At 58.5% G+C, this 24328-nt stretch carries 14 protein-coding genes, 2 tRNA genes and 3 rRNA genes; 8 read left to right on the top strand and 11 right to left on the bottom strand.

Going from position 1 to position 24328, the window contains the following annotated elements:
- Positions 1-65: 65 nt before the first annotated feature.
- The gene (mnxG, locus tag ACA055_RS10545; RefSeq protein WP_497683545.1) at positions 66-5906 is read right to left on the bottom strand and encodes a manganese-oxidizing multicopper oxidase MnxG; all 5841 of its coding nucleotides are present in this window, start codon (positions 5904-5906) and stop codon (positions 66-68) included.
- A gap of 206 nt (positions 5907-6112) precedes the next feature.
- Positions 6113-6721 carry a lytic transglycosylase domain-containing protein gene (locus ACA055_RS10540; RefSeq protein ID WP_497683544.1) on the bottom strand — a complete coding sequence of 203 codons (609 nt, stop codon included), beginning with the start codon at positions 6719-6721 and terminating at the stop codon, positions 6113-6115.
- A gap of 195 nt (positions 6722-6916) precedes the next feature.
- Here ACA055_RS10540 and gspG point away from each other — a divergent pair, with 195 nt between their 5' ends.
- Entirely contained in the window at positions 6917-7351 is a 435-nt protein-coding gene (gene gspG, locus ACA055_RS10535; protein ID WP_497683543.1) for a type II secretion system major pseudopilin GspG, read from the top strand.
- A gap of 15 nt (positions 7352-7366) precedes the next feature.
- Positions 7367-8554 (top strand): type II secretion system F family protein, encoded by a 1188-nt coding sequence (locus ACA055_RS10530; RefSeq protein WP_497683542.1) that lies wholly within the window; start codon positions 7367-7369, stop codon positions 8552-8554.
- Positions 8555-8748: 194 nt separating this feature from the next.
- On the opposite strand, the gene ACA055_RS10525 is transcribed toward ACA055_RS10530, so the two are convergent.
- Entirely contained in the window at positions 8749-10191 is a 1443-nt protein-coding gene (locus ACA055_RS10525; RefSeq protein WP_497683541.1) for a catalase, read from the bottom strand.
- A 383-nt stretch (positions 10192-10574) separates the two neighbouring features.
- On the opposite strand from ACA055_RS10525, the gene ACA055_RS10520 reads away from it, so the two are divergent.
- Complete coding sequence (locus ACA055_RS10520) at positions 10575-11519, top strand: alpha/beta hydrolase (RefSeq protein WP_497683540.1); 945 nt, start codon at positions 10575-10577, stop codon at positions 11517-11519.
- Between the two features lie 3 nt (positions 11520-11522).
- On the opposite strand, the gene ACA055_RS10515 is transcribed toward ACA055_RS10520, so the two are convergent.
- Together ACA055_RS10515 and ACA055_RS10510 are read right to left on the bottom strand one after the other, a co-directional pair.
- The gene (locus tag ACA055_RS10515; protein WP_497683539.1) at positions 11523-13337 is read right to left on the bottom strand and encodes an ABC transporter ATP-binding protein; all 1815 of its coding nucleotides are present in this window, start codon (positions 13335-13337) and stop codon (positions 11523-11525) included.
- Complete coding sequence (locus ACA055_RS10510; RefSeq protein WP_497683538.1) at positions 13334-14374, bottom strand: AraC family transcriptional regulator; 1041 nt, start codon at positions 14372-14374, stop codon at positions 13334-13336. The genes ACA055_RS10515 and ACA055_RS10510 overlap by 4 nt, the downstream gene beginning before the upstream one ends.
- 167 nt (positions 14375-14541) lie before the next feature.
- Here ACA055_RS10510 and ACA055_RS10505 point away from each other — a divergent pair, with 167 nt between their 5' ends.
- The 5 genes from ACA055_RS10505 to ACA055_RS10485 all read left to right on the top strand — a co-directional run bounded on the left by ACA055_RS10505 (position 14542) and on the right by ACA055_RS10485 (position 17910).
- Positions 14542-15393 carry a 3-hydroxybutyryl-CoA dehydrogenase gene (locus tag ACA055_RS10505; RefSeq protein WP_497683537.1) on the top strand — a complete coding sequence of 284 codons (852 nt, stop codon included), beginning with the start codon at positions 14542-14544 and terminating at the stop codon, positions 15391-15393.
- Positions 15380-16039 carry a TetR/AcrR family transcriptional regulator gene (locus ACA055_RS10500; RefSeq protein ID WP_497683536.1) on the top strand — a complete coding sequence of 220 codons (660 nt, stop codon included), beginning with the start codon at positions 15380-15382 and terminating at the stop codon, positions 16037-16039. Before ACA055_RS10505 ends, ACA055_RS10500 begins: the two co-directional genes overlap by 14 nt.
- Before the next feature lie 87 nt (positions 16040-16126).
- Entirely contained in the window at positions 16127-16540 is a 414-nt protein-coding gene (locus ACA055_RS10495) for a VOC family protein (protein WP_497683535.1), read from the top strand.
- A 138-nt stretch (positions 16541-16678) separates the two neighbouring features.
- Positions 16679-17107: a YajG family lipoprotein gene (locus ACA055_RS10490; RefSeq protein WP_497683534.1), complete on the top strand. Its 429-nt coding sequence runs from the start codon at positions 16679-16681 to the stop codon at positions 17105-17107.
- A 41-nt stretch (positions 17108-17148) separates the two neighbouring features.
- Positions 17149-17910, top strand: a complete 762-nt coding sequence (locus tag ACA055_RS10485) for a bestrophin-like domain (RefSeq protein WP_497683533.1) — start codon at positions 17149-17151, stop codon at positions 17908-17910.
- A gap of 96 nt (positions 17911-18006) precedes the next feature.
- Here ACA055_RS10485 and rrf read toward each other — a convergent pair.
- From rrf to ACA055_RS10455, 6 genes are all read right to left on the bottom strand, one after another.
- Positions 18007-18122, bottom strand: a 5S ribosomal RNA gene (rrf, locus tag ACA055_RS10480).
- 156 nt (positions 18123-18278) lie between these two features.
- A 23S ribosomal RNA gene (locus ACA055_RS10475) occupies positions 18279-21170 on the bottom strand.
- Positions 21171-21407: 237 nt separating this feature from the next.
- Positions 21408-21483, bottom strand: a tRNA-Ala gene (locus tag ACA055_RS10470).
- Between the two features lie 30 nt (positions 21484-21513).
- A tRNA-Ile gene (locus ACA055_RS10465) sits at positions 21514-21590 on the bottom strand.
- Between the two features lie 82 nt (positions 21591-21672).
- A 16S ribosomal RNA gene (locus ACA055_RS10460) occupies positions 21673-23211 on the bottom strand.
- Together the 16S, 23S and 5S rRNA genes with 2 tRNA genes alongside form the textbook arrangement of a ribosomal RNA operon.
- Positions 23212-24073: 862 nt before the next feature.
- Entirely contained in the window at positions 24074-24289 is a 216-nt protein-coding gene (locus ACA055_RS10455; RefSeq protein ID WP_497683532.1) for a TOBE domain-containing protein, read from the bottom strand.
- Between the last annotated feature and the right edge of the window lie 39 nt (positions 24290-24328).

The raw sequence follows: 24328 nt of genomic DNA, 5'->3' as shown, positions 1-24328 counted from the left end.
CCCTTCAGATCTGTGTCTGCCTATCTCCCACAGGGGTGGTGCCATCCACCACCCCATCGTGGTTGCTACGGAGCCGGAGCCGGAGCCGGAGCAGGTTCTGGTTCGTTGGTCACCCGCAGCAATCCCCATAGCCCTGCGCTGTTGCCGAAGGACGCGTTGTCGCGGAACAGGTAGTCCCCCGGAATCGCATTGATGCCACCGGCGCTCGGGTGCATGGAGCTGAAGTGCGCCGCCGGCAGAACGCTTTCGCGGGCGCCGATGTACATCGACATCGGGTTGTAGCCGAACCGCACCGAACCTACGCCTGGCGTACTCATCGGATAGCCACCGGGATCGCTCTTCTCTGACAGGAACGGGTTAACCGACCAGACGTGACCATCGAGCTGGAAGGTCGAACCACGGCTGCCACCGGATGGCATCAGGGTGTGCATGCGGAACGGTTGACCCGGTTTCACATACATCACCGGCGTTTGCGGATCGCCGCCCACCAGCGCGTTGCTGTAGGCCATGTGCGCGTTCGGCACGTCGGCATACCCATGACCGTCGGCGTGACCGAACGGTGCATCAGGCGCCAGTCCGAAGCGGTACCACATCGGCTCGGCCTTGTAGTTGATGGCCATGCCGGCGTTGTCCTTCGGATCGTTCGGTACGCCGTTGCCTTCCGAGGCGATGCCTTCCACCGGCCGACCACTGGCCCAGCGCATGTTCAGGGCTTTCTGCCAGACCATCGCAAAGTCGCGGTAGACAGGCTGCCCCGGTGCAGTGACCGTGGCCGAGGTGCGCCTTGCATCGTCAACCCAGGTGGCGCCGACAGGCAGGATGCTCATCGCACCACCCAGGCCTTTCTGCGGTTGCTTGATGACGTCCGCCGGGGTGAAGTTCAACCCGCCGAACTCGATCGCCGTGGCATTGATGTTGTCGACACTGCGGCCCAGTTGCGTCACCGGTTTGCCTTCACGCTCCAGGTGCCCGGCGTAGTACTGGTAAGTCCGGGTCGGGTACGCGCCGCTGCTGCCAACCCGCGGTGGCACGGTCTGGGTCGGGTTGGCGCCGACGTTGGTGCCGTCGGATTTGGTGATGTCGTATGCCAGCAGTTGCGCATGCAGGCCAACGTGGCTGGACGGCCGCAGCAGGTTGTTGTTGAAGGTGGTCGATCCTTGGCCATCGTTGCGATTGCGTTTGACCAAGCCTTGCAAGATCGCAGTCTGGGCCAGGTCCGGCATCACGCTCGGCAGGCGGTTTTCCAGGGTGATGTTGATGCAGTCACCCGCGGCGGCACGCAGCACCAGCGGTTCGACAGGTACACCCACCTTGAGCTTGCCGGTGGCCGGATCGAGGTCGGATTTGCGCACATACATGATCGCGGTCGGATCATGCAATGGCCCGCTTTGCCCGCCGATGGTGAAAGTCTCACCGTCTTCAAGGTCGGTCACGGTGACCTGCGGAATGCTGACCGCCCGTGAGTTGAACACCAGGGTGCCGCCCGCCGGATTCAACGGTCCGCCGACGTGTTGCCCGATCCCCGCCGGGTCGCCGATTGGCAGCGCCAGCGGGTTGCGGAGAATGTCGTTGGCCAGCGCGGCGACCACTTCATAGTTGCGTTGCACCGTTGGCCGGGTGCCGATGCCGTTCGGGTTGGCACTGATCCGAGGGCAGCTGCCGTCGAACGCCACGGTGTTGCGCATACCGGCCGGTTTCGGGTTGTTCGGCAGCGCGAACAGATCGCTGCGTTGCGCGGTGTAGTTGCGCATCACGCCCCAGATCCCGTTCCAGTAACCTTCCAGCGAAGCGTCCATCGAGTACAGATAGTCACCCGTGGTCGCCGCCGAACTGGACAGCATCGAAACCGGCGCGATGAAGCCCATCTGCTCAGAGATCCCGATCATTTGCGACGCGCGCCAGCCGGAGTTGGAGCTGTTGCCGAAACCGGAACCGCTTTGCAGCCATTTCACCCCGTGCAGGGTCACGTTGTGCTCTTCTTCGTGACCGCCGGCGTGTACCCGCAGCCGCACGTTGTCACCGGTGTAGGTGCGCAGCATCGGCGTGAACGGGTCGCCCGGTTCAGTGCCACGGTTGACGTGTGGCGGGAACAGGGTGGTGCCGCCGGTAGGGCCCGTGGCCGAGGTGATCAGGTTCGGCGCCAGGTTCATCGCCGGGATCGCACGGTCGGTGCGGCTTTGCATGGCATACGCCAGGTCGCCGCCGAGGCCATCGGCCTGCATGCCGCGCTTGCCGTCCGGGCCGACCTTGTTCGGGTCGTACACCCGCAGGGCCAGCGGTTCGTTGCGGTAGTTGACGACGAACATGCCAGGGTCATCCACCGAGATTGCCTGTGGGCAAGGCCGGCTTGGGCAGCCCGGCATCACGCCGCCACGGACCTCGACGACCGCTTCGAGCAGCTCGCTGGTGTTGTCACGCACCGGCGGGTTGATTGCGTAGCGGAAGCTGTCGGCCGTGGCTGGGTACGCTTGCGGGTTCGGCACGCCATTGGGGCCGGCGCCAACGTACACACCCGCTTCATAGGCGTGCTGGAAGTCGCTGTATTCGAGGAAGAACTCACGGAAGCTGTCGTTCTTGCCGTCGCCATCGATGTCACCCGTGGAGACCACCGCTTGCCACGACGTCGGCCCGCCGTCCTGCCGCGCGCCGCTGTACAACGGCTCGCCGGTTTCGGCGTGGAACCAGGTGGAACCGGCCGGTTCAGCCAGCACAGTGGCGTACAGACCAATCTGTTGGTGAGTCGATGGGCCCAAGTGGTCGTGGGTGAAAATGGTCCCCAGGCCACGGTCGATGCCTTTGGCGTTGATCACCGGATCGACGAACCAGCGCTGCATCGCCGTGCGCGCCCCGACCCAGTCCGCTCGCCCATATTGGCCGAAGTACGGATGCACCTTGGCTTTCGGGCAGGCTGGGGTGTTGTCACGCGGGTCGGTGCCTTCGCACTGATTGAACTCGCGAATAGCGTGGATGCGCTCTTGCACCGCACCTGGGGAAAGTACGCCGTCTTCGTAGTTCCAGCCGTTGGACGAACCGTCGGCAGACACCAGGTCCCATTTAGGCAGGTGAATGTGCTGGCCGATCACGTCGGTCGGCGTGCGCACCTGATAGTCGTCCATCTCATAGACGGCCGGGATCAGGTTGGTTTGCTGATACTGCACGCAGTCGAAGGTGTTCATGCGCATCACCAGCGGTTCTGGTGGGCGCTGCTTGGTGATCACCGGCCAGGCGTCCTCCCACAGGGCGAGGATGCGCGCTTGCGGGAAGTGGTAGCCGACTTTATTGTAGACCGCGTCGAACTGAATGTTCGCGGCTTTGTAGATGCGCGGACGGTCGGCCGTGAAGGTCGACGAACCGATGAACGACATGCCGTCGAGCCGTTCACCGCTGGCGAACTCGCCGGTGCCGGCGCTGCTGCTCAGGCGTTTTTGCCGGTCATCCATGCACGGCTCGTAGAACGGTGCGCCAGCCATCGGCAACGCGCCGTTGGTGCGGAAGTTGCGCGCCACCACTTGATTACCTGGCAACACCGCGAAACTCGGGTGCTCTTTTTTGGCGTGGAACGCCATGGCCGCCTGTTCGACTTCGGTGCCCTCTTCCGGCAGGTAAATCGGTTTGGCACGGGTCACCGACTTGGAGAAATCCAACGACGTGGTAATGGTCTCGGCTTCACCACCGGCAGAGACGCCGTCCAGGGTATGACGCCCCAGGCCACCGTCCCAGCCACCGGACTGAGCCGGGTCAAGGTTGGCCCACAAGGCATTGCCGCTAGCCTTCAGGCTCTGGGCCTTGGCGGCGTCGAGCATGTCCAGTGGCGGAGTTGGCGGACGTTGGCCGACCGAACTTTCCATGCCGCCGATCCAGAACGGATAGCCAGGGTTTTTCAGGCTGCCGTCGGCATTGCGGTTGGCTTCGCTGCGATCCACCAGGGCCAGGGAACCGATGGCCTGAGGGCCGCCAGTGCCGCCGTGATGTTCACCGTCATCGTCCCCCTCGTCATCGTCGCCACCGGCTACCAGGGTCTGGCCGATTTTCGGCACGACCGCGACTTTGCCTGGCATCGGCGGCATGGCTTTGCCCGGCAGCGGCACGACCGCTGGAATCGGTGTACCGGCAATAATCTCGCCATCGGGCAAGGCCCGGGCGCCAGCGGCCGGTTTACCGCTGCGAAGCGCGTAAGGTTCGCTGTGGTAGCCATCGGTACCTTGCTGGGACACTTCCAGTTTGGTGCCTTCTTCAAACACATCATGCACCCGCCACATGCTCCACATGCCTTGGGCGAAGTGCGGGTAGAAGTGGCAGTGATAGATCGCATCGCCGGCGACGCGGTTGCGGTTGCCCGAACCACCGTTGGCGATTTCATAGGTGTAACCAGCGCCCGGGCCGATGCCCTGGGCATCCAGGTAGTCGGAGTTATCGTCATTGGGGTTGAACAGCCACTGGTGCCCGTGCAGGTGGAAGATATGCTGCTCGTAACCGTTGTGGGTGTTGCGGAATTTGACGAAGTCACCGATGTAGCTGTGGTTGACGTTCGACGGCTCGGCCGGGAACAGCGCCATGGTCGCCTTGACCCCGACCTGATCGGCTCGCGGTACTTCACCGGGACGAATGTTTTCCAGGCCTGAGTTGGCCGGCACGTCCACCAGCATCGCTACGTCGCCAACGGTGTGGGAACTGAGGAAGAATTCTTCATAGGCGCAGGACAGGCAATCATGCATCGGCCCCACGCCCAAACGGTTGGCGACCACCTCGGCGCCCATGCCGCCGGAGCCATAGTTGATCATGAACGAATCGCGGGTCGGCTCCAGCACGTGGGCCATCACCGGGTCTGCCCAGTAGGCGGGAAACGCCTGGGTCACTGCGGTTTCATCCTGGAATTGGGCGGCGAAATCCCGGAACGGCTCCAGCCGATTGGGTACCGCCGGATTGCGTTTGCCCACCGCTTCCAGCGGATAAGTCGACGGCGGGAAGCTGCCATCGGCGTTGCTGCCCATCACAATCGCGTCGGTTTCGCTGGAGATGATTTCATTACCGTCGACCATGCTCAGGATCGGTGTGCCAGCCTTGCCTTCACGTATCCATGGCTCGCGTTGTGGGTAGCGCGCCTGGTAATCCACGATCGGCTGACCGGCCGGCGTGCGGCCCACACTGGCCATACGCATCTCTTCTTCAGTCACGGTGTTGCGATAGGTGCGGCCGCCCTTGGGCACCACCACCACTTCCGCGAACAGCCCGTTGGCCACGTTGCCCGCGGTGCCTTCACTGCCAAAAGAGGCGCCACGGCTGCTGGCGGAAAACGCGCCTTCACGCTCGGCGTACAGGGTGTAGGAACGGGAAGCGCCGGGGGCAATCAAGGTATTGGCGTTGCGCCCGGTGAATGAGGAAATGTCGTCGATGCTGTTGACCGCCTGCATGCCGTTGATCTGCAAGCCGACATGGCGGTCGGTGACCTGCTCATCCGCCTTGAAGTTGTCGTGGTTTGGGTCCTCGATCCCTTCCTCTTCCTCGCCTTCCTCTTCTTCGCCACCGTCGCTGTGGGAGCCCGGGTTGGCCTGGTACGCCAGCAGGTTCTGCAGGTTGATGGTCAGGCAATCACCGGCGGCGACGCGCAACACCAGCGGCCGCGGACGCTTGTCGGGCCGCAGCGAGACCTTGCCCGGAACCGCCGCGCCCCCCTGTGCCAGCGACATCTGATGGTCATCGACCACGTCGCGGCGCAGGGCGAACATCATGCCGTTGATGTTCTGCGCGCCGAGGCGGTTGAACATCAGCGGCTGATCGAACGCCACGACGTTGGCCACCAGATTGCGCTCGCAGCGCGCAGCCGCTTCAGCCAGCTCGATGCCCAGCATCGACCCCACCAACAGCAGCAAGTTTAAATAGAACCGGGCGTTGGATGTGCCGGACATGATCACGGACCTCGCTGTGGGTGCTCACAGGAAATAACTTCTGACAAATTCCCTTGAGCAATCCGCATGCCATAAATAATTTAGTTGTTTTTCAGCAACTTACATAAACGACTTGATAACCCGGGGGATATTCCCCACCCATTCCCCCCTTTCCGGGTCGGGCCCTGTTGCCCCACTGTTGGGGAAACTTGCCCCACTGCCACCGGTCACAGCGGCGCGTCCACGGCCAGCCCCTGCAAACGCCGGTACTGGCGCAAAACACTGGGCACATAACGCTGGGTTTCGGCGAACGGCGGGATCACCCGGCCACGGCTGAGCACCGCTTCAGGCCCGGCGTTGTAAGCCGCCACCGCGAGGCTGATGTCGTTGTCGAACAGGTTCATCAGGCGCTTGAGATAACGGGCACCTCCCTGGATGTTGGCCTTGGGGTCGTAGACGTCGGTCACCCCCAGTTCCCGGGCAGTGTCGGGCATCAATTGCATCAACCCGCCGGCCCCCCTGGGGGATGTCGCGCTGGAGTTGTAGCGGGACTCGGCCTGGATCACTGCGTGCAGCAGCGCCGCCGGTAACTGATTGGCCGTTGCCGCCGCCGAGACCAGCTCGGCATAGGGTTGCTTGGCAATCATCTGCGGTTGCTGATCAATGCTGACCTGGGCTGATTCGGGCTCGGAAATCACCCGTTCATAGGTGCGGCCGGGACGGTGGACATTGGACAAAACGTAGCTGCCCTTGGTGTCCACGGAAACGAACACATCGGCCTCGGCGATGCCGGTCAGCAGCAGCCAACCGAGCAATCCTGCGGTAAATGTTTTCATGTTCATGCCTCCCCTGACCGGCCCCGAAAAATGGGGGTAATGCCCCAATGGCCGGTAGTAAACGAGGCATACGCAAGCACTGTGCCGGATGCGCGAAGGCCCGTGACACGGGGGGTTCAGCAGGATAGGGAAGCATGAGCATGGCAATTGCATAAGCCTTCATGGCGACCCTTCTGCCGATTGTGTGAGGTCATCATGAATCAACGTCTGTGTTGTGCCCCGCGAACTCAACGCGGGTTCACCCTGCTCGAACTGTTGGTGGTGCTGGTGGTGCTGGGGCTGTTGGCCGGCATCGTCGCACCGAAGTATTTCGCCCAACTGGGCCGCTCCGAAGTGAAAGTCGCCAAGGCGCAAATCGAAGGCCTGGGCAAGGCGCTGGACTTGTATCGTCTGGAGGTCGGTCATTACCCGTCGACCGAACAGGGTTTGCAGGCGCTGGTCACCGCGCCCAGCGATGAAACCCGCTGGACCGGCCCGTACCTGCAGAAAAAACTACCCCAGGACCCGTGGGGCCGTAACTACACCTATCGCCATCCGGGCGAAAACGGCGAGTACGACTTGCTGTCCATGGGCAAGGACGGCCAACCCGGCGGCGAAGGCGAAAACGCCGAAGTCACCAGTTGGCAATGACAGGGGAGGACGACCATGCGCTTTCATCTCAAGGCAGTGGGCAAGGCCGGCGTGGTCTCGATGACGGTCGAGGCCCCTGGCCACAGCGAAGCCCGGCGCATCGTCGAAGACCAGGGCTTGCGAGTGGTCAGCTTGCACGTCGAGCGGCACTGGCGGGCGTTGCGTTTGCAAAAGCGCGAGACGTTCAACTTGGTGCTGTTCAGCCAGGAACTGACCACCCTGATCAACGCCGGCCTGCCGTTGATCGACGCACTGGAAAGCCTGGCGGAAAAAGAAAACGCGCCCCAGGCCCGCAAGACCTTGAGCGAACTGGTGCGCCTGCTTTATGAAGGCAAATCGTTCTCCCAGGCCCTCGGGCAATTGTCCGCGGTGTTCCCGCCGCTCTATGTCGCCCTGGTGCAATCCAGTGAAAAGACCGGTGCCGTGGGCGACGCTCTGGGCCGGTATGTCAGCTATCGCCAGCGCATGGACGAGGTTCGCCAGAAGATCGTCAGCGCTTCGATTTATCCGTTGCTCTTGCTGGTGGTCGGCGGTGGCGTGGTGTTGTTCTTGATGGGCTACGTGGTGCCACGCTTCAGCCTGGTGTTCGAAGGCCTGGGCTCGAACCTGCCGTGGTTGTCCCAGGTCCTGATGAGCAGCGGCATGTTCCTGCACGCCCATCAAGGCGAATTCTTCGGCACACTGGCGGCGATCGTCGTCGCCCTCGCCTTCCTCCAGCGCCAACCGGCCTTTCGCCGGGGCGTGGATCGCCTGATTGAAAAACTCCCGGCCGTCCATCAACGCATCTTCATGTACGAACTGGCACGCTTCTACCGCTCTCTGGGGATTCTGCTGCAAGGCGGAATTCCCCTCGTCACCGCCATGGGCATGGTCCGCGGCTTGCTCACCGTTGCCTCTCGCGTGCGCCTGGATCAGGCCTGCGAACGGGTGCGCGAAGGGCAGTCGCTGTCCGCCGCGCTGGAACTCAACCACCTGGTGACCCCGGTGTCCCTGCGCTTGCTGCGCGCCGGCGAACAGTCCGGCAACCTCGGGCAAATGATGGAACGCAGCGCCGACTTCTACGACGAAGAAATCAGCCGCTGGATCGAGTGGTTCGTGCGCTTGTTCGAGCCGTTGCTCATGACCTTTATCGGGCTGTTGATCGGGGTGATCGTGATCCTGATGTACATCCCGATTTTTGAGCTGGCCTCAAGCATTCACTGACACAAATCCCTGTGGGAGCGGGCTTGCTCGCGAAGGCGGCGTGTCAGGCAACTTCATTGTTGAATCAGAGACCGCTTTCGCGAGCAAGCCCGCTCCCAAAGTTTGGACTGTGTACATCTACGAGAGGGACGTCCGGCTCTGTAGCAGCAGCCGAGCTTGCGAGGCTGCGTTCGACTGCTACAGATGCGTTACGGTTACCCCAGTGGCACCAAACGCTCCAACGCCTCAGCCACCCCACGCCCATACGCCGGATCCGCCTTGGTGCAGTTGTCGATATGACGCTGGCGGATCGCCTGCGGTACGCCGTTCATGGCCCGCGCCGTGTTGTCGAACAACAGTTGCTGGCACACCGGGTCCAGCAGACGGAACAGATTGCCCGGTTGCTCGTAATGGTCCTCCTCAAGCCGATGATCATAGTGCTGGGCAAAACCCTCCAGCGGCAGCGCTGGCTCGGCCAGTTCGGGCGAGTCTTGCCATTCACCCACGCTGTTGGGGAAATAACTGGCGGTACCGCCCAGGTTGCCATCGGTGCGCATGGCGCCGTCACGGTGATAGCTGTGCGCCGGGCAACGCGGGGCGTTGACCGGGATGTGATTGAAGTTCACCCCCAGGCGATAGCGCTGCGCATCACCGTAGGAAAACAGTCGCGCCTGGAGCATGCGATCCGGGGAGAAGCTGACACCCGGCACGACGTTGGCCGGGGAAAACGCCGCTTGTTCGATTTCGGCAAAGTGATTCTCGGCGTTGCGATTGAGCTCCATGATGCCCACTTCAATCAGCGGAAATTCACCGTGGGGCCAGACCTTGGTCAAGTCGAACGGGTTGTGTCGATAGTTGAGCGCCTGCGCTTCTTCCATTACCTGGATGCAAAGCTTCCAGCGTGGAAACTGGCCTTGCTCGATGCGCTCGTACAAGTCCCGCAGATTGCTTTCGCGGTCTTGGCCGACCACCGTTGCGGCCTCGGCATCCGACAGGTTTTCGATGCCTTGCTGGCAGACAAAATGAAACTTCACCCACACCCGCTGATTGTCGCGGTTGATCAGGCTGAAGGTGTGACTGCCGAAGCCGTGCATATGGCGGAAACTGGTGGGAATCCCGCGATCACTCATCACGATGGTCACCTGGTGCAGCGCTTCGGGCAGCAGGGTCCAGAAATCCCAATTGCTGGTGGCGTTGCGCAGGCCGGTGCGTGGGTCGCGTTTGACCACGTGGTTGAGGTCGGAAAAACGCAGCGGGTCGCGAAAGAAAAACACCGGTGTGTTATTGCCAACAATGTCCCAGTTGCCTTCGTCGGTGTAGAACTTCACCGCGAAGCCACGGATATCGCGCTCGGCATCCGCCGCACCGCGCTCACCGGCCACCGAGGAAAAGCGCACGAACAGCGGGGTTTCCTTGCCCACCGAGCTGAAGATATTGGCTTTTGTGTAACGTGTGATGTCATTGGTGACGGTGAAGGTGCCGTAGGCGCCAGCGCCCTTGGCGTGCATGCGTCGTTCGGGAATGAGCTCGCGGTCGAAGTGGGCGAGCTTTTCCAGCAACCAGATGTCTTGCAAGAGCGCCGGCCCACGGGGGCCGGCGGTCTGGATATTGAGGTTATCGACCACCGGCGCGCCGGTGGCGTTGGTCAGCTTCTTCATGGCCAGGTTCTCGATTATTACAGCTCATCAGGAGCGAAAACCGGCGCGAATCTACGCCCGCGCCGGGGTAGACAATCAGCTTAGAACCTTTCACCAGTTTTGCCGCAACAGTGTCCGCGGCTCCGATAAGCACTGAAGTCAAACAAGAGAAATGCTTAAGACCACCACAGTCCCTATGTGAGCGGGCTTGCTCGCGAAGACGGCTGCACATCCAGCATTAAAGTGACTGACAGAGCGCTTTCGCAAGCAAGCCCGCTTCCACACTTAATCCTGGGGCAGCAATTTGTAACTTATTGCCCCCCTACGGTGGTCGGAAAAAAGCACGCGCCCCCGAACGCATCTGTTAAAACCGCTGCTTCATGAATGTGCCAGTGGACCGCCCCATGCCCTCTTCCCTTCTCACTCGTCTGCGTCGACGCTGGCTGCCGCTGCTGTGCATGGCCGCGCTGATCGTCGGTCTGCCCGTGGGTTGCGGGGTACTTGAGCAAAAGGAACGCGAGCTGTTGTTCCGCATCGAACCGGGCAACGCCAGTTGGTACAGAGGATTGCCAAGCAGCGTTCAGGAATTCGAGCTGCAACCCAAGAGCTTCAAGGCCGGACAAAGCATCCATGGCTGGTGGTGGCCAGCGGAACGGGCCAATGCGCCGGCGATCCTTTACCTGCATGGGGTGCGCTGGAACCTGACCGGGCAACTGTTCCGCATCCAGCAACTGCAAGCGCTGGGCTATTCGGTGCTGGCCATCGACTACCGTGGTTTCGGCCAGAGCAATGGTGATCTTCCCTCGGAAAGTACGGTGTACGAAGATGCGCGTGTCGCCTGGGAACGCTTCAAAATCCTGCAACCGGATGCCAATAAACGGCTGATCTATGGCCACTCACTGGGCGGCGCGGTAGCTATCGATCTGGCGGCCGAACTGGGCGAGAAAGCGATAAAGGATCACACGCCCGTGCCGGCCCGGGGGTTGATCATCGAGTCCACGTTCACCACCCTCGCCGACGTCGCCACGGCGGTGGCCAACACCTCGCTGCCGGTACGCTGGTTGCTGTCGCAGAAATTCGATTCCATCGACAAGATCGCCGGGATTCACATGCCGTTGCTGGTGGTCCATGGCCTGGATGACCGCTACGTGCCGCCGCGCTTCAGCGAGCAGCTGTTCAACGCGGCACTTGAACCCAAGCGCTTGCTGCTGGTGCCCGGGGCGACGCACAACAACAGCATGAGCCTCGGTGGGCAGACCTATCGCAAGGCGCTGGACACTTTGATGCAATCGAAGCCGCCCGCGCAGGTTGCCGGGCCGACGGTGGCGCGAGGCTCTCGGGACTCTTGAGGTTTATCGATAACCGCGCGCCTGCAAGTCGAACAATTGCGCGTAACGCCCACCGGCTGCCACCAGACTGTCGTGATCACCCCGTTCAAGGATCGCCCCCTGATCCAGCACAATGATGTGGTCTGCATTGCGCACACTGGAAAACCGGTGGGAAATCAGCAGGGTCATACGCCCTTGAGTGTGCTGGCTGAAATGCTCGAACACCGCCGCTTCCGCCGCGGGGTCGAGCGCTGACGTCGGTTCATCCAGAATCAGAATATCGGCATCACGGCGCATGTAAGCGCGGGACAATGCGATCTTCTGCCATTGCCCGCCGGAGAGCTCCTGCCCACCGGCAAACCATCGGCCCAGCTGCGTGGCATAACCCCGATCCAGACGCTCGATAAACGGCGCGGCCATGCCCTCGGCGGCGGCGGCCTGCCAGCGCTGTTCATCGCTGAACGCCAGGGTGTCGCCCACACCAATATTCTCGCCGACTGAGAATTGGTAGCGAATATAGTCCTGGAAAATCACGCCGATGCGCCGACGCAACGCATCTTCTTGCCAGGCCTGCAAATCGCTGCCATCCAGCAGAATGCGTCCCTGATCCGGTCGATACAGGCGGGTCAGCAGTTTAATCAACGTGGTCTTGCCCGAACCGTTCTCCCCCACCAACGCCACACTGTGCCCTGGCACAAGGTGCAGATCGATTCCCACCAGCGCGGCCCGACTCGAGCCCGGATAGGTGAAACCGACGTTCTCGAACCGCAAGCCATCACCGGGCACCGCGCCTGTCGTCAGGCTGCCGGAATCCGCCACAACGGGTTCGGCCAGGTATTCATACAGGCTCGACAGGTAGAGGCCATCCTCGTAAAGACCGCTGATGGCGCTCAGACTGCTGCTCACTGCAGTTTGCCCCTGCTTGAACAGCACCAGATACATGGTCATTTGCCCAAGGCTGATGTTGCCATGGACGGTATCGACCACGACCCAGGCATAGGCCAGATAAAACGCACCGGTGCCCAGCAGTCCAAGCACAAATCCCCAGCCATCACGTCGCAACGTCAGTCGTCGGTCTTCGGCATAGAGACGAGCGAACGTCTCGCGATAACGCTTCAACAGCAGCGGCGCGAAGCCGAACAGCTTGACCTCTTTGATGTAGCCCTCATGGGAGAGCAGCGTCTCGATGTAGTTCTGCTGCCGGCTCTCGGGTGCACGGCGGGTGAACAAGCGAAAGGCATCCCCGGAAAAATGCGCTTCGGCAAAAAACACCGGCAACGCACCGACCACCAGCAACACCAGCGCCCAAGGCGAAAAATGTACCAGCAACACGCCGAAGCTGATCAACACGATCAGGTTCTGGATCAGCCCCAGGGACTTCATCACCAGTGCCAACGGTCTTGTCGAAGCTTCACGCCGCACCCGAACCAGCTTGTCGTAGAACTCGGAATTCTCGAACTGCACCAGCGATAACGTCTGGGCCTTCTCCAGAATCATCGTGTTGACCTTCTGCCCCAACTGCACCCGCAACAGCGACTGCTGGACCGACAGCGCACGCTGGGTCCCGGACAGCAACGCGAGCACGCCCGCTTCAAACAACACATACCGCACGACAGGCCATAACGGCGCACTGCCCTGCTGCGCATGCAACTGCATGGCGAAAACCACCGCATCAACGATGCGCTGCCCCAACCAGGCCGCCAGCGCCGGCAGCACCCCGGCGATCACTGTCGCCAGAACGAGTCCCAGAAACAGTCCGCGAGACGTTCCCCAGACCAGCAGCAAGGCACGTCTGGCCTGATCGAGCAGCGAAGTGAAACGGTCAAGAACAGCGCTCACTCCGCCGGCTCCGCCGATGTCCCGAGTCGCTTGTCCTCAAATCTTGCGCGGTATCGACCCGGACTTTCTCCCGTCCACTTCTTGAACGCCCGATGGAACGCGCTTGGTTCCTGGAAGCCAAGCTGCTCGGCAATGTCGCTGATGCTCGCCCGACTCTGGCGCAGTTGCTCGAAGGCAACGCCACGGCGCACTTCGTCCTTGATCTCTTGATAGGAGCAGCCTTCGCGCTCCAGTTTTCGGCGGAAGGTGCTGGGGCTCAAATGCTGTTCCAGGGCGAACGCTTGCAGGGTCGGCCATTGGCTGTAATGGCTGTTGCGCAGGCGCTGGTGGACCTGCGATGCGAGGCCATGCTGGTTACGGAAGCGGATCACCAGCCATTGCGGCGCCGTGCGCAAAAACACTTTGAGCGAGGCCAAATCTTGAACCACCGGCAGGCGCAGGTAGTGACTGGCAAATTCGATTTCTGTGCGCTCGGCGCCAAAGGTCAGGTTCGGTCCCCAGAGCAAACGGTCATCGCTGAGGGAGATTCGCTCGTGGCGAAAATCCGCGCGATCAATGGGAATACGCCGACCGCCCAGCCAGCACAGCAGACTAATCATCAACACCAGAAACGTCTCCTCGCCCAAACGACGGACATCACTGTTTGGCGAGTGGTTCTGCAAGCTGATCACCGCGCGCTTGCCGCGCACCGTCAGCGTGCCGCGAAAGTCATGAAGGAACAGCGCGAAATTGGCCAGGCACTGGCGCATGGCTTTGTGCAGGTCTGGCTCTTGAATCAATGCCCGGCAGATCAAGGCGAAACTGCCCGGCGGCAGGCCATGGGAGTCGAGCCCGAAAAATTCGTCGTTCAGCTCACGAATCTGAATCAGCCACAGCGCGGCAAACGCACTCGCCGGCACTCGCGCGGTGGGCTGCTCCATCAGCGCCGGGTCGATGCCTGCCTGCTCAAGCACAGCCCTCAGGCGCTGTGGGTTTTCCTCCAGCCCATGAAGCATTGCCTGCACGAAGTAGGCGGCCACCGAGTCCTTTTCCCGCATGTGAACGCTACGCTCCCCATCACCTGAAATGGCAAAAAACACCAGTGCCGTTGAACAGTTTCGGCATAGGACAACCGCCCTGCCGGCTCTAGACTCGCGGCCAATAGTACGCCTTCAGCCGTCACGACGGCCAAGGTATCGCAGGGTTTGATTGGAAGGACGGGTACATGAATCTGCAAAACATTGGCGTGATCGGCGCAGGCACCATGGGCAACGGCATCGCTCAAGTGTGCGCCCTGGCCGGTTTCAACGTGACCTTGATCGACATTTCCGAAAGCGCCCTGCAAAAGGCCATCGCGACGGTCGGCAAAAACCTCGACCGACAGATCACCAAGGACACACTGACGCCAGAACAAAAACTCGCCGCCCTCGACAAGATCCGCACCAGCACCGATTACAGCAGCCTGCAAAATGTACAGCTGGTGATCGAAGCCGCTACAGAAAACCTCGACTTGAAACTGCGGGTGCTGCAACAGATCGTCGCGCAGGTGAGCACCGAATGCGTGATCGCCTCGAACACGTCGTCGCTGTCCATCACCCAACTCGCCGCCAGTGTGAGCCAGCCTGAGCGCTTCATCGGCCTGCATTTTTTCAATCCAGTGCCGGTGATGGGCCTGATCGAAGTGATCCGCGGCCTGCAAACCAGCGATGCCACCCACGCCCTCGCGCTGGACATGGCCACCACCCTCGGCAAAACCGCAATCACCGCCGGCAACCGCCCGGGCTTCGTGGTCAACCGGATCCTGGTGCCGATGATCAATGAAGCGATCCTGGTGTATCAGGAAGGCCTGGCCAGTGCCGAAGACATCGACGCCGGCATGCGTTTGGGCTGCAATCAGCCGATCGGCCCGTTGGCCCTGGCCGACCTGATCGGCCTGGACACCGTGCTGGCGATTCTCGAAGCCTTCTACGACGGCTTCAACGACAGCAAGTACCGTCCCGCTCCGCTGCTCAAGGAAATGGTGGCCGCCGGCTACCTGGGACGCAAAACGGGGCGTGGCTTCCATGCCTATGCCTGAGCGTTGCTCACGTTTCGCCGAGTACCGGGACAAGGTGCTGGAGCTGTTCGCTAGCAAGGGCTTCGGCCAGGTCGGCATGCGTGAACTCGCAACGTGCCTGGGGCTCGCCCCGGGCTCGTTGTATCACCACTACCCCAGCAAACAGCACCTGCTGCTCGATCTGATCGAAGAGTTCTACGAAGAGCTGCTTGCAACTCTTGGACGCATTGAGCAACAGGCCCCGGCAAAACGCGACAAATTGCAGGTGCTGATCCGAGCGCATCTGAATCTGCATCAGGAGATGCCTTGGCATTTTCGCCTGGCCGAGCGCGACAGCGGTTGTCTGAATGAAGAGCAACAAGAACGCGTGCGGCAATTGCGCGAGCAGTACGAACGCAAGTTGCTGCTGATGCTCGGCGGCCGATCCCGATTCAGTGAGCAGGGCTGTTTGGCGGCCGGGCACGCTATTTCCACTCTGCTCAACAGCGCCCCCAGCTGGCTGGCACAGCATTCGCTGGATGAACAAGAACGCGATGAACTGCTGGAGAACCTGGTGAGTGGGGCCATCGAGCGCTTGTTGGTGGTGCGACGCACCCATGAGGCAATAAGCCTGGCCCACCCAATAGGAAAAACATCTAAAAAAACCCAGGCACCCGCCGCGTTTTAGCGCTTTGCTACCCAGTCAGCCCATCGGAATTCACTGACGAACCAGACGTCAAACCGATGTGTACCTTCAATGACCGGGAGCTGAAACATGAAAATCAATCCCTACCTCATCTTCAACGGCGACTGCAAAGCCGCCTTCACCTTCTACGCTCAAGCCCTGCACGGCCAGATCGAAATGATGACGACCTTCGGTGAGAGTCCGGCTCATAACGAATTTCCGGCGGACCTGCACAACCTGATCATCCACACCCGCCTTTCGCTGGGCGATCAGGCGATCATGGGTTCGGACACCACACCTGATCGCCCCACGGATGAAATGGCCGGTTGCTCGGTGTCGCTGAATGTCGACAGCATTGCCGAGGCGGAGCAAGTCTTCACGGCACTGGCGGAAGACGGCAGCGTACAAATGCCACTGGAAAAGACGTTCTGGGCGGAGCGCTTCGGAATGCTGGTCGATCAGTTTGGTGTGTCGTGGATGGTCAATTGCGAAAAGGATCAGTGAAGCAACCTTATCGGCCGAATTTATTCAAGGCATGAAAAAGCCCAACCTTAAAGGTTGGGCTTCTGGCAACTCCGGGACCGTCTGCTACCGTCAACAAGCCACCCCGAATAGCAGCGGATTCTTCGGAGAAAACCAACTATGCCAGCCCATGACGTGTCTTGGTCCACCCGTTTCAAACTGTCACTCCTGGCCGGAGGCCTCACGGCCACCCTGCTTGCGCTAAGTGGTTGCGCCACTGTCGATGCGCAGACCACTGCCTACGTGGGCGTCGAGCATCCCGCACCGACGATGGCCAGCGAGGTCGTCGTGCTGCGCACCGAGCCCCTGCGCCCGCATGTTCGACTGGGTGAAGTGCTCATCGATGCCAGTGTGGAGCCTGCCCCACCGATTGCCGAAGTCGAACAAAAACTTCGGGAAGAATCCGCCAAACTCGGCGGCGATGCCGTAGTGGTGGTCTATGACCATATCCAGGCGGTGGGCGCCTACGTCAGAGGCGGGGTATGGAGTCGTGATGTAGAAACTATCGAGGGACGCAAACTCAAAGGCATTGTGATCAAGTACCGGTAGTACCCGCTCGCACCCGAAGACATCGTCAACGGAGGCTTAACTTGAATGATCTGGTGATCGCACTCATCGTGTTCGTCTGCCTTTTTGGCAGCGCATTGCTGGGCTCATATGTGCGGGAGCGATTGCCAAGCCATCATCTAAGCGACGAGTCCGTCGCCGTCGTGAAACTTGCCACAGGCCTCATCGCTACAATGTCGGCGTTAGTGCTCGGCCTTCTTGTCTCCTCAGCCAAAGGCACGTTCGATACGGCCAATGCCGAACTCGAGGGGGTTGCGGCGAAAGTGGTTCAATTCGACCGGATGTTGGCACGCTACGGCACAGACACTCAACAAGTCCGTACCCAACTCAAGCACAACTACGCCGAAGTCGTGCAAGTGCTCGCCTCCCGTGATCGGTCTGAGCTGGAAAAACTCGATAGCCCCGAAGCGATAAGTCGCTCAGAAGCGCTGCAACGTCAGGTGGAAGCGCTGGCCCCAACAACCGATGTTCAACACGCGCTCAAGGCGTCGGCCTTGCAAGTGATGGATAGCGTATTTGCCGCGCGCTGGCTGACCCTGCTGCAGTCCAATCACTCGATCCCTCCTGTCATGCTGGTGATTCTGGTGGCATGGCTGGCGATTATCTTTAGCTCGTTCGGTTTGTTCGCACCGCGCAACGGCACGATCGTGGCCGTGTTGATGATGTGCGCGCTATCGACAGCGGCGACTATATTGCTGGTGGAGGAGCTGAATCGACCGCTGGATGGGTTTATCAGTGTGTCCCTGGAGCCGATGCGGCATACGTTGGGTCGACTGGGGCAGTAGCAGCCTGGAGGAGTTGTCCGATGTTGCTGTGTGAACTTTCCTGCAGGCAAAACAAAACCCCTACCTGCATACGCAGATAGGGGTTTCGGAATTTAATCTTGACGATGACCTACTCTCACATGGGGAAACCCCACACTACCATCGGCGATGCATCGTTTCACTACTGAGTTCGGGATGGGATCAGGTGGTTCCAATGCTCTATGGTCGTCAAGAAATTCGGGAGCCAGGTCGTGGGCCTTTACAGGTTCACGCTCCAGCGAATGGGTATGCGATAGTTTGTGTGTTTGTTTCTCGAACTTTCGGTTCGTTGCGTCTTCACACACCGCAATCTGGTGCCCTTTCAGGCCAACAAATTGCTTGGGTGTTATATGGTCAAGCCTCACGGGCAATTAGTATTGGTTAGCTCAACGCCTCACAGCGCTTACACACCCAACCTATCAACGTCGTAGTCTTCGACGGCCCTTCAGGGGACTCAAGGTCCCAGTGAGATCTCATCTTGAGGCTAGTTTCCCGCTTAGATGCTTTCAGCGGTTATCTATTCCGAACATAGCTACCCGGCAATGCCACTGGCGTGACAACCGGAACACCAGAGGTTCGTCCACTCCGGTCCTCTCGTACTAGGAGCAGCCCCTCTCAAATCTCAAACGTCCACGGCAGATAGGGACCGAACTGTCTCACGACGTTCTAAACCCAGCTCGCGTACCACTTTAAATGGCGAACAGCCATACCCTTGGGACCGGCTTCAGCCCCAGGATGTGATGAGCCGACATCGAGGTGCCAAACACCGCCGTCGATATGAACTCTTGGGCGGTATCAGCCTGTTATCCCCGGAGTACCTTTTATCCGTTGAGCGATGGCCCTTCCATACAGAACCACCGGATCACTAAGACCTACTTTCGTACCTGCTCGACGTGTCTGTCTCGCAGTCAAGCGCGCTTTTGCCTTTATACTCTACGACCGATTTCCGACCGGTCTGAGCGCACCTTCGTACTCCTCCGTTACTCTTTAGGAGGAGACCGCCCCAGTCAAACTACCCACCATACACTGTCCTCGATCCGGATAACGGACCTGAGTTAGAACCTCAAAGTTGCCAGGGTGGTATTTCAAGGTTGGCTCCACGCGAACTGGCGTCCACGCTTCAAAGCCTCCCACCTATCCTACACAAGCAAATTCAAAGTCCAGTGCAAAGCTATAGTAAAGGTTCACGGGGTCTTTCCGTCTAGCCGCGGATACACTGCATCTTCACAGCGATTTCAATTTCACTGAGTCTCGGGTGGAGACAGCGCCGCCATCGTTACGCCATTCGTGCAGGTCGGAACTTACCCGACAAGGAATTTCGCTACCTTAGGACCGTTATAGTTACGGCCGCCGTTTACCGGGGCTTCGATCAAGAGCTTCGCGTTAGCTAACCCCATCAATTAACCTTCCGGCACCGGGCAGGCGTCACACCCTATACGTCCACTTTCGTGTTTGCAGAGTGCTGTGTTTTTAATAAACAGTCGCAGCGGCCTGGTATCTTCGACCGGCATGAGCTTACGGAGCAAGTCCTTCACCCTCACCGGCGCACCTTCTCCCGAAGTTACGGTGCCATTTTGCCTAGTTCCTTCACCCGAGTTCTCTCAAGCGCCTTGGTATTCTCTACCCAACCACCTGTGTCGGTTTGGGGTACGGTTCCTGGTTACCTGAAGCTTAGAAGCTTTTCTTGGAAGCATGGCATCAACCACTTCGTGTTCTAAAAGAACACTCGTCATCAGCTCTCGGCCTTAGAATCCCGGATTTACCTAAGATTCCAGCCTACCACCTTAAACTTGGACAACCAACGCCAAGCTGGCCTAGCCTTCTCCGTCCCTCCATCGCAATAACCAGAAGTACAGGAATATTAACCTGTTTTCCATCGACTACGCTTTTCAGCCTCGCCTTAGGGACCGACTAACCCTGCGTCGATTAACGTTGCGCAGGAAACCTTGGTCTTTCGGCGTGGGTGTTTTTCACACCCATTGTCGTTACTCATGTCAGCATTCGCACTTCTGATACCTCCAGCAAGCTTCTCAACTCACCTTCACAGGCTTACAGAACGCTCCTCTACCGCATCACCTAAGTGATACCCGTAGCTTCGGTGTATGGTTTGAGCCCCGTTACATCTTCCGCGCAGGCCGACTCGACTAGTGAGCTATTACGCTTTCTTTAAAGGGTGGCTGCTTCTAAGCCAACCTCCTAGCTGTCTAAGCCTTCCCACATCGTTTCCCACTTAACCATAACTTTGGGACCTTAGCTGACGGTCTGGGTTGTTTCCCTTTTCACGACGGACGTTAGCACCCGCCGTGTGTCTCCCATGCTCGGCACTTGTAGGTATTCGGAGTTTGCATCGGTTTGGTAAGTCGGGATGACCCCCTAGCCGAAACAGTGCTCTACCCCCTACAGTGATACATGAGGCGCTACCTAAATAGCTTTCGAGGAGAACCAGCTATCTCCGAGCTTGATTAGCCTTTCACTCCGATCCACAGGTCATCCGCTAACTTTTCAACGGTAGTCGGTTCGGTCCTCCAGTTAGTGTTACCCAACCTTCAACCTGCCCATGGATAGATCGCCCGGTTTCGGGTCTATTCCCAGCGACTAGACGCCCTATTAAGACTCGCTTTCGCTACGCCTCCCCTATTCGGTTAAGCTCGCCACTGAAAATAAGTCGCTGACCCATTATACAAAAGGTACGCAGTCACCCAACAAAGTGGGCTCCCACTGCTTGTACGCATACGGTTTCAGGATCTATTTCACTCCCCTCTCCGGGGTTCTTTTCGCCTTTCCCTCACGGTACTAGTTCACTATCGGTCAGTCAGTAGTATTTAGCCTTGGAGGATGGTCCCCCCATATTCAGACAAAGTTTCTCGTGCTCCGTCCTACTCGATTTCATGACCAAGAGATTTTCGCGTACAGGGCTATCACCCACTATGGCCGCACTTTCCAGAGCGTTCCGCTAATCTCAAAGCCACTTAAGGGCTAGTCCCCGTTCGCTCGCCACTACTAAGGGAATCTCGGTTGATTTCTTTTCCTCAGGGTACTTAGATGTTTCAGTTCCCCTGGTTCGCTTCTTAAGCCTATGTATTCAGCTTAAGATACCTAACTTATGTTAGGTGGGTTCCCCCATTCAGACATCTCCGGATCAAAGTCTGTTTGCCGACTCCCCGAAGCTTTTCGCAGGCTACCACGTCTTTCATCGCCTCTGACTGCCAAGGCATCCACCGTATGCGCTTCTTCACTTGACCATATAACCCCAAGCAATCTGGTTATACTGTGAAGACGACATTCGCCGAAAATTCGCGATTAAACTCACAAATTTTACCTTAGCCTGATCCGTTACCAGTGAAAGTAACGTTCAGTCTATCTTTCTATCACATACCCAAATTTTTAAAGAACGATCTAATCAAAGACTAGAAATCAACATTTAACCTTCACTCGAAGGAAATGCTCATTTCTAAGCTCTACGTGTCAGAAGCAGTTAGTGGTGGAGCCAAACGGGATCGAACCGTTGACCTCCTGCGTGCAAGGCAGGCGCTCTCCCAGCTGAGCTATGGCCCCGTATTTCTACAGGCGTTTCCCACACAAAATTGGTGGGTCTGGGCAGATTCGAACTGCCGACCTCACCCTTATCAGGGGTGCGCTCTAACCAACTGAGCTACAGACCCAATTTCGGGCTGCTTCTTATCGTCTTCTTCAATGAATCAAGCAATTCGTGTGGGAACTTATGGAGCAGCTGATGTCGTCGATTAAGGAGGTGATCCAGCCGCAGGTTCCCCTACGGCTACCTTGTTACGACTTCACCCCAGTCATGAATCACACCGTGGTAACCGTCCCCCCGAAGGTTAGACTAGCTACTTCTGGTGCAACCCACTCCCATGGTGTGACGGGCGGTGTGTACAAGGCCCGGGAACGTATTCACCGCGACATTCTGATTCGCGATTACTAGCGATTCCGACTTCACGCAGTCGAGTTGCAGACTGCGATCCGGACTACGATCGGTTTTGTGGGATTAGCTCCACCTCGCGGCTTGGCAACCCTCTGTACCGACCATTGTAGCACGTGTGTAGCCCAGGCCGTAAGGGCCATGATGACTTGACGTCATCCCCACCTTCCTCCGGTTTGTCACCGGCAGTCTCCTTAGAGTGCCCACCATTACGTGCTGGTAACTAAGGACAAGGGTTGCGCTCGTTACGGGACTTAACCCAACATCTCACGACACGAGCTGACGACAGCCATGCAGCACCTGTCTCAATGTTCCCGAAGGCACCAATCCATCTCTGGAAAGTTCATTGGATGTCAAGGCCTGGTAAGGTTCTTCGCGTTGCTTCGAATTAAACCACATGCTCCACCGCTTGTGCGGGCCCCCGTCAATTCATTTGAGTTTTAACCTTGCGGCCGTACTCCCCAGGCGGTCAACTTAATGCGTTAGCTGCGCCACTAAGAGCTCAAGGCTCCCAACGGCTAGTTGACATCGTTTACGGCGTGGACTACCAGGGTATCTAATCCTGTTTGCTCCCCACGCTTTCGCACCTCAGTGTCAGTATCAGTCCAGGTGGTCGCCTTCGCCACTGGTGTTCCTTCCTATATCTACGCATTTCACCGCTACACAGGAAATTCCACCACCCTCTACCATACTCTAGCTCGACAGTTTTGAATGCAGTTCCCAGGTTGAGCCCGGGGATTTCACATCCAACTTAACGAACCACCTACGCGCGCTTTACGCCCAGTAATTCCGATTAACGCTTGCACCCTCTGTATTACCGCGGCTGCTGGCACAGAGTTAGCCGGTGCTTATTCTGTCGGTAACGTCAAAACAGATACGTATTAGGTAACTGCCCTTCCTCCCAACTTAAAGTGCTTTACAATCCGAAGACCTTCTTCACACACGCGGCATGGCTGGATCAGGCTTTCGCCCATTGTCCAATATTCCCCACTGCTGCCTCCCGTAGGAGTCTGGACCGTGTCTCAGTTCCAGTGTGACTGATCATCCTCTCAGACCAGTTACGGATCGTCGCCTTGGTGAGCCATTACCTCACCAACTAGCTAATCCGACCTAGGCTCATCTGATAGCGCAAGGCCCGAAGGTCCCCTGCTTTCTCCCGTAGGACGTATGCGGTATTAGCGTCCGTTTCCGAGCGTTATCCCCCACTACCAGGCAGATTCCTAGGCATTACTCACCCGTCCGCCGCTCGCCACCAGGTACAAGTACCCGTGCTGCCGCTCGACTTGCATGTGTTAGGCCTGCCGCCAGCGTTCAATCTGAGCCATGATCAAACTCTTCAGTTCAAACATCTTTGGGTTTTTAAGAAACCCTAAACTTGGCTCAGCAATCGTTGGTTACATCTTTGATTTCTCGCGGAGTAACTTGTGATGCTGATAATCTTGTTGACTATCAGTCTGACTCCACAAGCACCCACACGAATTGCTTGATTCAGTTGTTAAAGAGCGGTTGGTTAAGATCTTTCGTCTCAACCGAGGCGCGCATTCTACAGCAGCCTCTGTTGCTGTCAAGCGGTTATTTTCCGAAGTTTTCAAAGTTTCCTCTGCAACTTCAACCACTTGCGCTTTCGATCTCTCGTTAGCGGGAGGCGAATTCTACAGCGTTACTCGCTGCTGTCAACACCTCTTTTTCACCGCTGTCGACCGAGAAGATCGAACCGTCAAAAGAGCCACACAACCCTGCCCTTTCAACTCCTTCCAGGCTTCGATGACCTGAAGCAACTCGCTGTCGAAAACTGCGTAACTCTTTGTTTACCAAGGAGTTTTCCGTTTCGACTGCGCCGGAAGTGGGGCGAATTATAGACGTCCAGAATCTGCCGTCAACCGTTAATTACACCTTGCTATCAATAACGAGCAGATAGCCTTTAAAACAGCACGCACCCTCTATAAAGGAAGGCAAATCCATCCTTCTATATAGAAGGAATCCTCATCTCCCCATTTTCACCGACAACTTGAGCATATTGGCTATGCCCAGACCCGATTACCGCGCTGGCCTGCCAGCTCCCTCAACAGCAACAGCGCGCCCAGCTTTGCCAGCATGTGACTGATCCAGGAGGTCAAGGGTTTTCGGGGCTCCTGGGAACAACGGCTTCGAGCTCGGCCCAATTGAATGTGGGCAAAGAGAGTCGAAGCCCTGGGTTTCAAAATCTCAGAGCTTGGCGATCGAAACCTCGGTGGATTTGACGAATGCAATGACCTCGCTACCGACCTTCAATTCAAGATCGCGTACTGAACGGGTGGTAATCACTGAAGTGACGATGCCGGACGCCGTTTGCACATCGATTTCGGAGACCACCTCGCCTTCCACTATTTCCTTGATGATGCCCTTGAACTGGTTCCGAACGTTGATCGCTTTGATGGTCATGGTAAGGCTTCCTGTCTGATGTTGGGCAAATGCGCACCG

The organism is Pseudomonas sp. LBUM1657 (genome assembly GCF_059716075.1).
This window is presented reverse-complemented; position numbering and strand designations above follow the sequence as displayed.

Bases quoted from the DNA above. Each gene is read 5' to 3' on its own strand.
- mnxG (WP_497683545.1), bottom strand. From the start codon at position 5,906: ATGTCCGGCACATCCAACGCCCGGTTCTATTTAAACTTGCTGCTGTTG.
- ACA055_RS10540 (WP_497683544.1), bottom strand. From the start codon at position 6,721: ATGAAAACATTTACCGCAGGATTGCTCGGTTGGCTGCTGCTGACCGGC.
- gspG (WP_497683543.1), top strand. From the start codon at position 6,917: ATGAATCAACGTCTGTGTTGTGCCCCGCGAACTCAACGCGGGTTCACC.
- ACA055_RS10530 (WP_497683542.1), top strand. From the start codon at position 7,367: ATGCGCTTTCATCTCAAGGCAGTGGGCAAGGCCGGCGTGGTCTCGATG.
- ACA055_RS10525 (WP_497683541.1), bottom strand. From the start codon at position 10,191: ATGAAGAAGCTGACCAACGCCACCGGCGCGCCGGTGGTCGATAACCTC.
- ACA055_RS10520 (WP_497683540.1), top strand. From the start codon at position 10,575: ATGCCCTCTTCCCTTCTCACTCGTCTGCGTCGACGCTGGCTGCCGCTG.
- ACA055_RS10510 (WP_497683538.1), bottom strand. From the start codon at position 14,374: ATGCGGGAAAAGGACTCGGTGGCCGCCTACTTCGTGCAGGCAATGCTT.
- ACA055_RS10505 (WP_497683537.1), top strand. From the start codon at position 14,542: ATGAATCTGCAAAACATTGGCGTGATCGGCGCAGGCACCATGGGCAAC.
- ACA055_RS10500 (WP_497683536.1), top strand. From the start codon at position 15,380: ATGCCTATGCCTGAGCGTTGCTCACGTTTCGCCGAGTACCGGGACAAG.
- ACA055_RS10495 (WP_497683535.1), top strand. From the start codon at position 16,127: ATGAAAATCAATCCCTACCTCATCTTCAACGGCGACTGCAAAGCCGCC.
- ACA055_RS10490 (WP_497683534.1), top strand. From the start codon at position 16,679: ATGCCAGCCCATGACGTGTCTTGGTCCACCCGTTTCAAACTGTCACTC.
- ACA055_RS10455 (WP_497683532.1), bottom strand. From the start codon at position 24,289: ATGACCATCAAAGCGATCAACGTTCGGAACCAGTTCAAGGGCATCATC.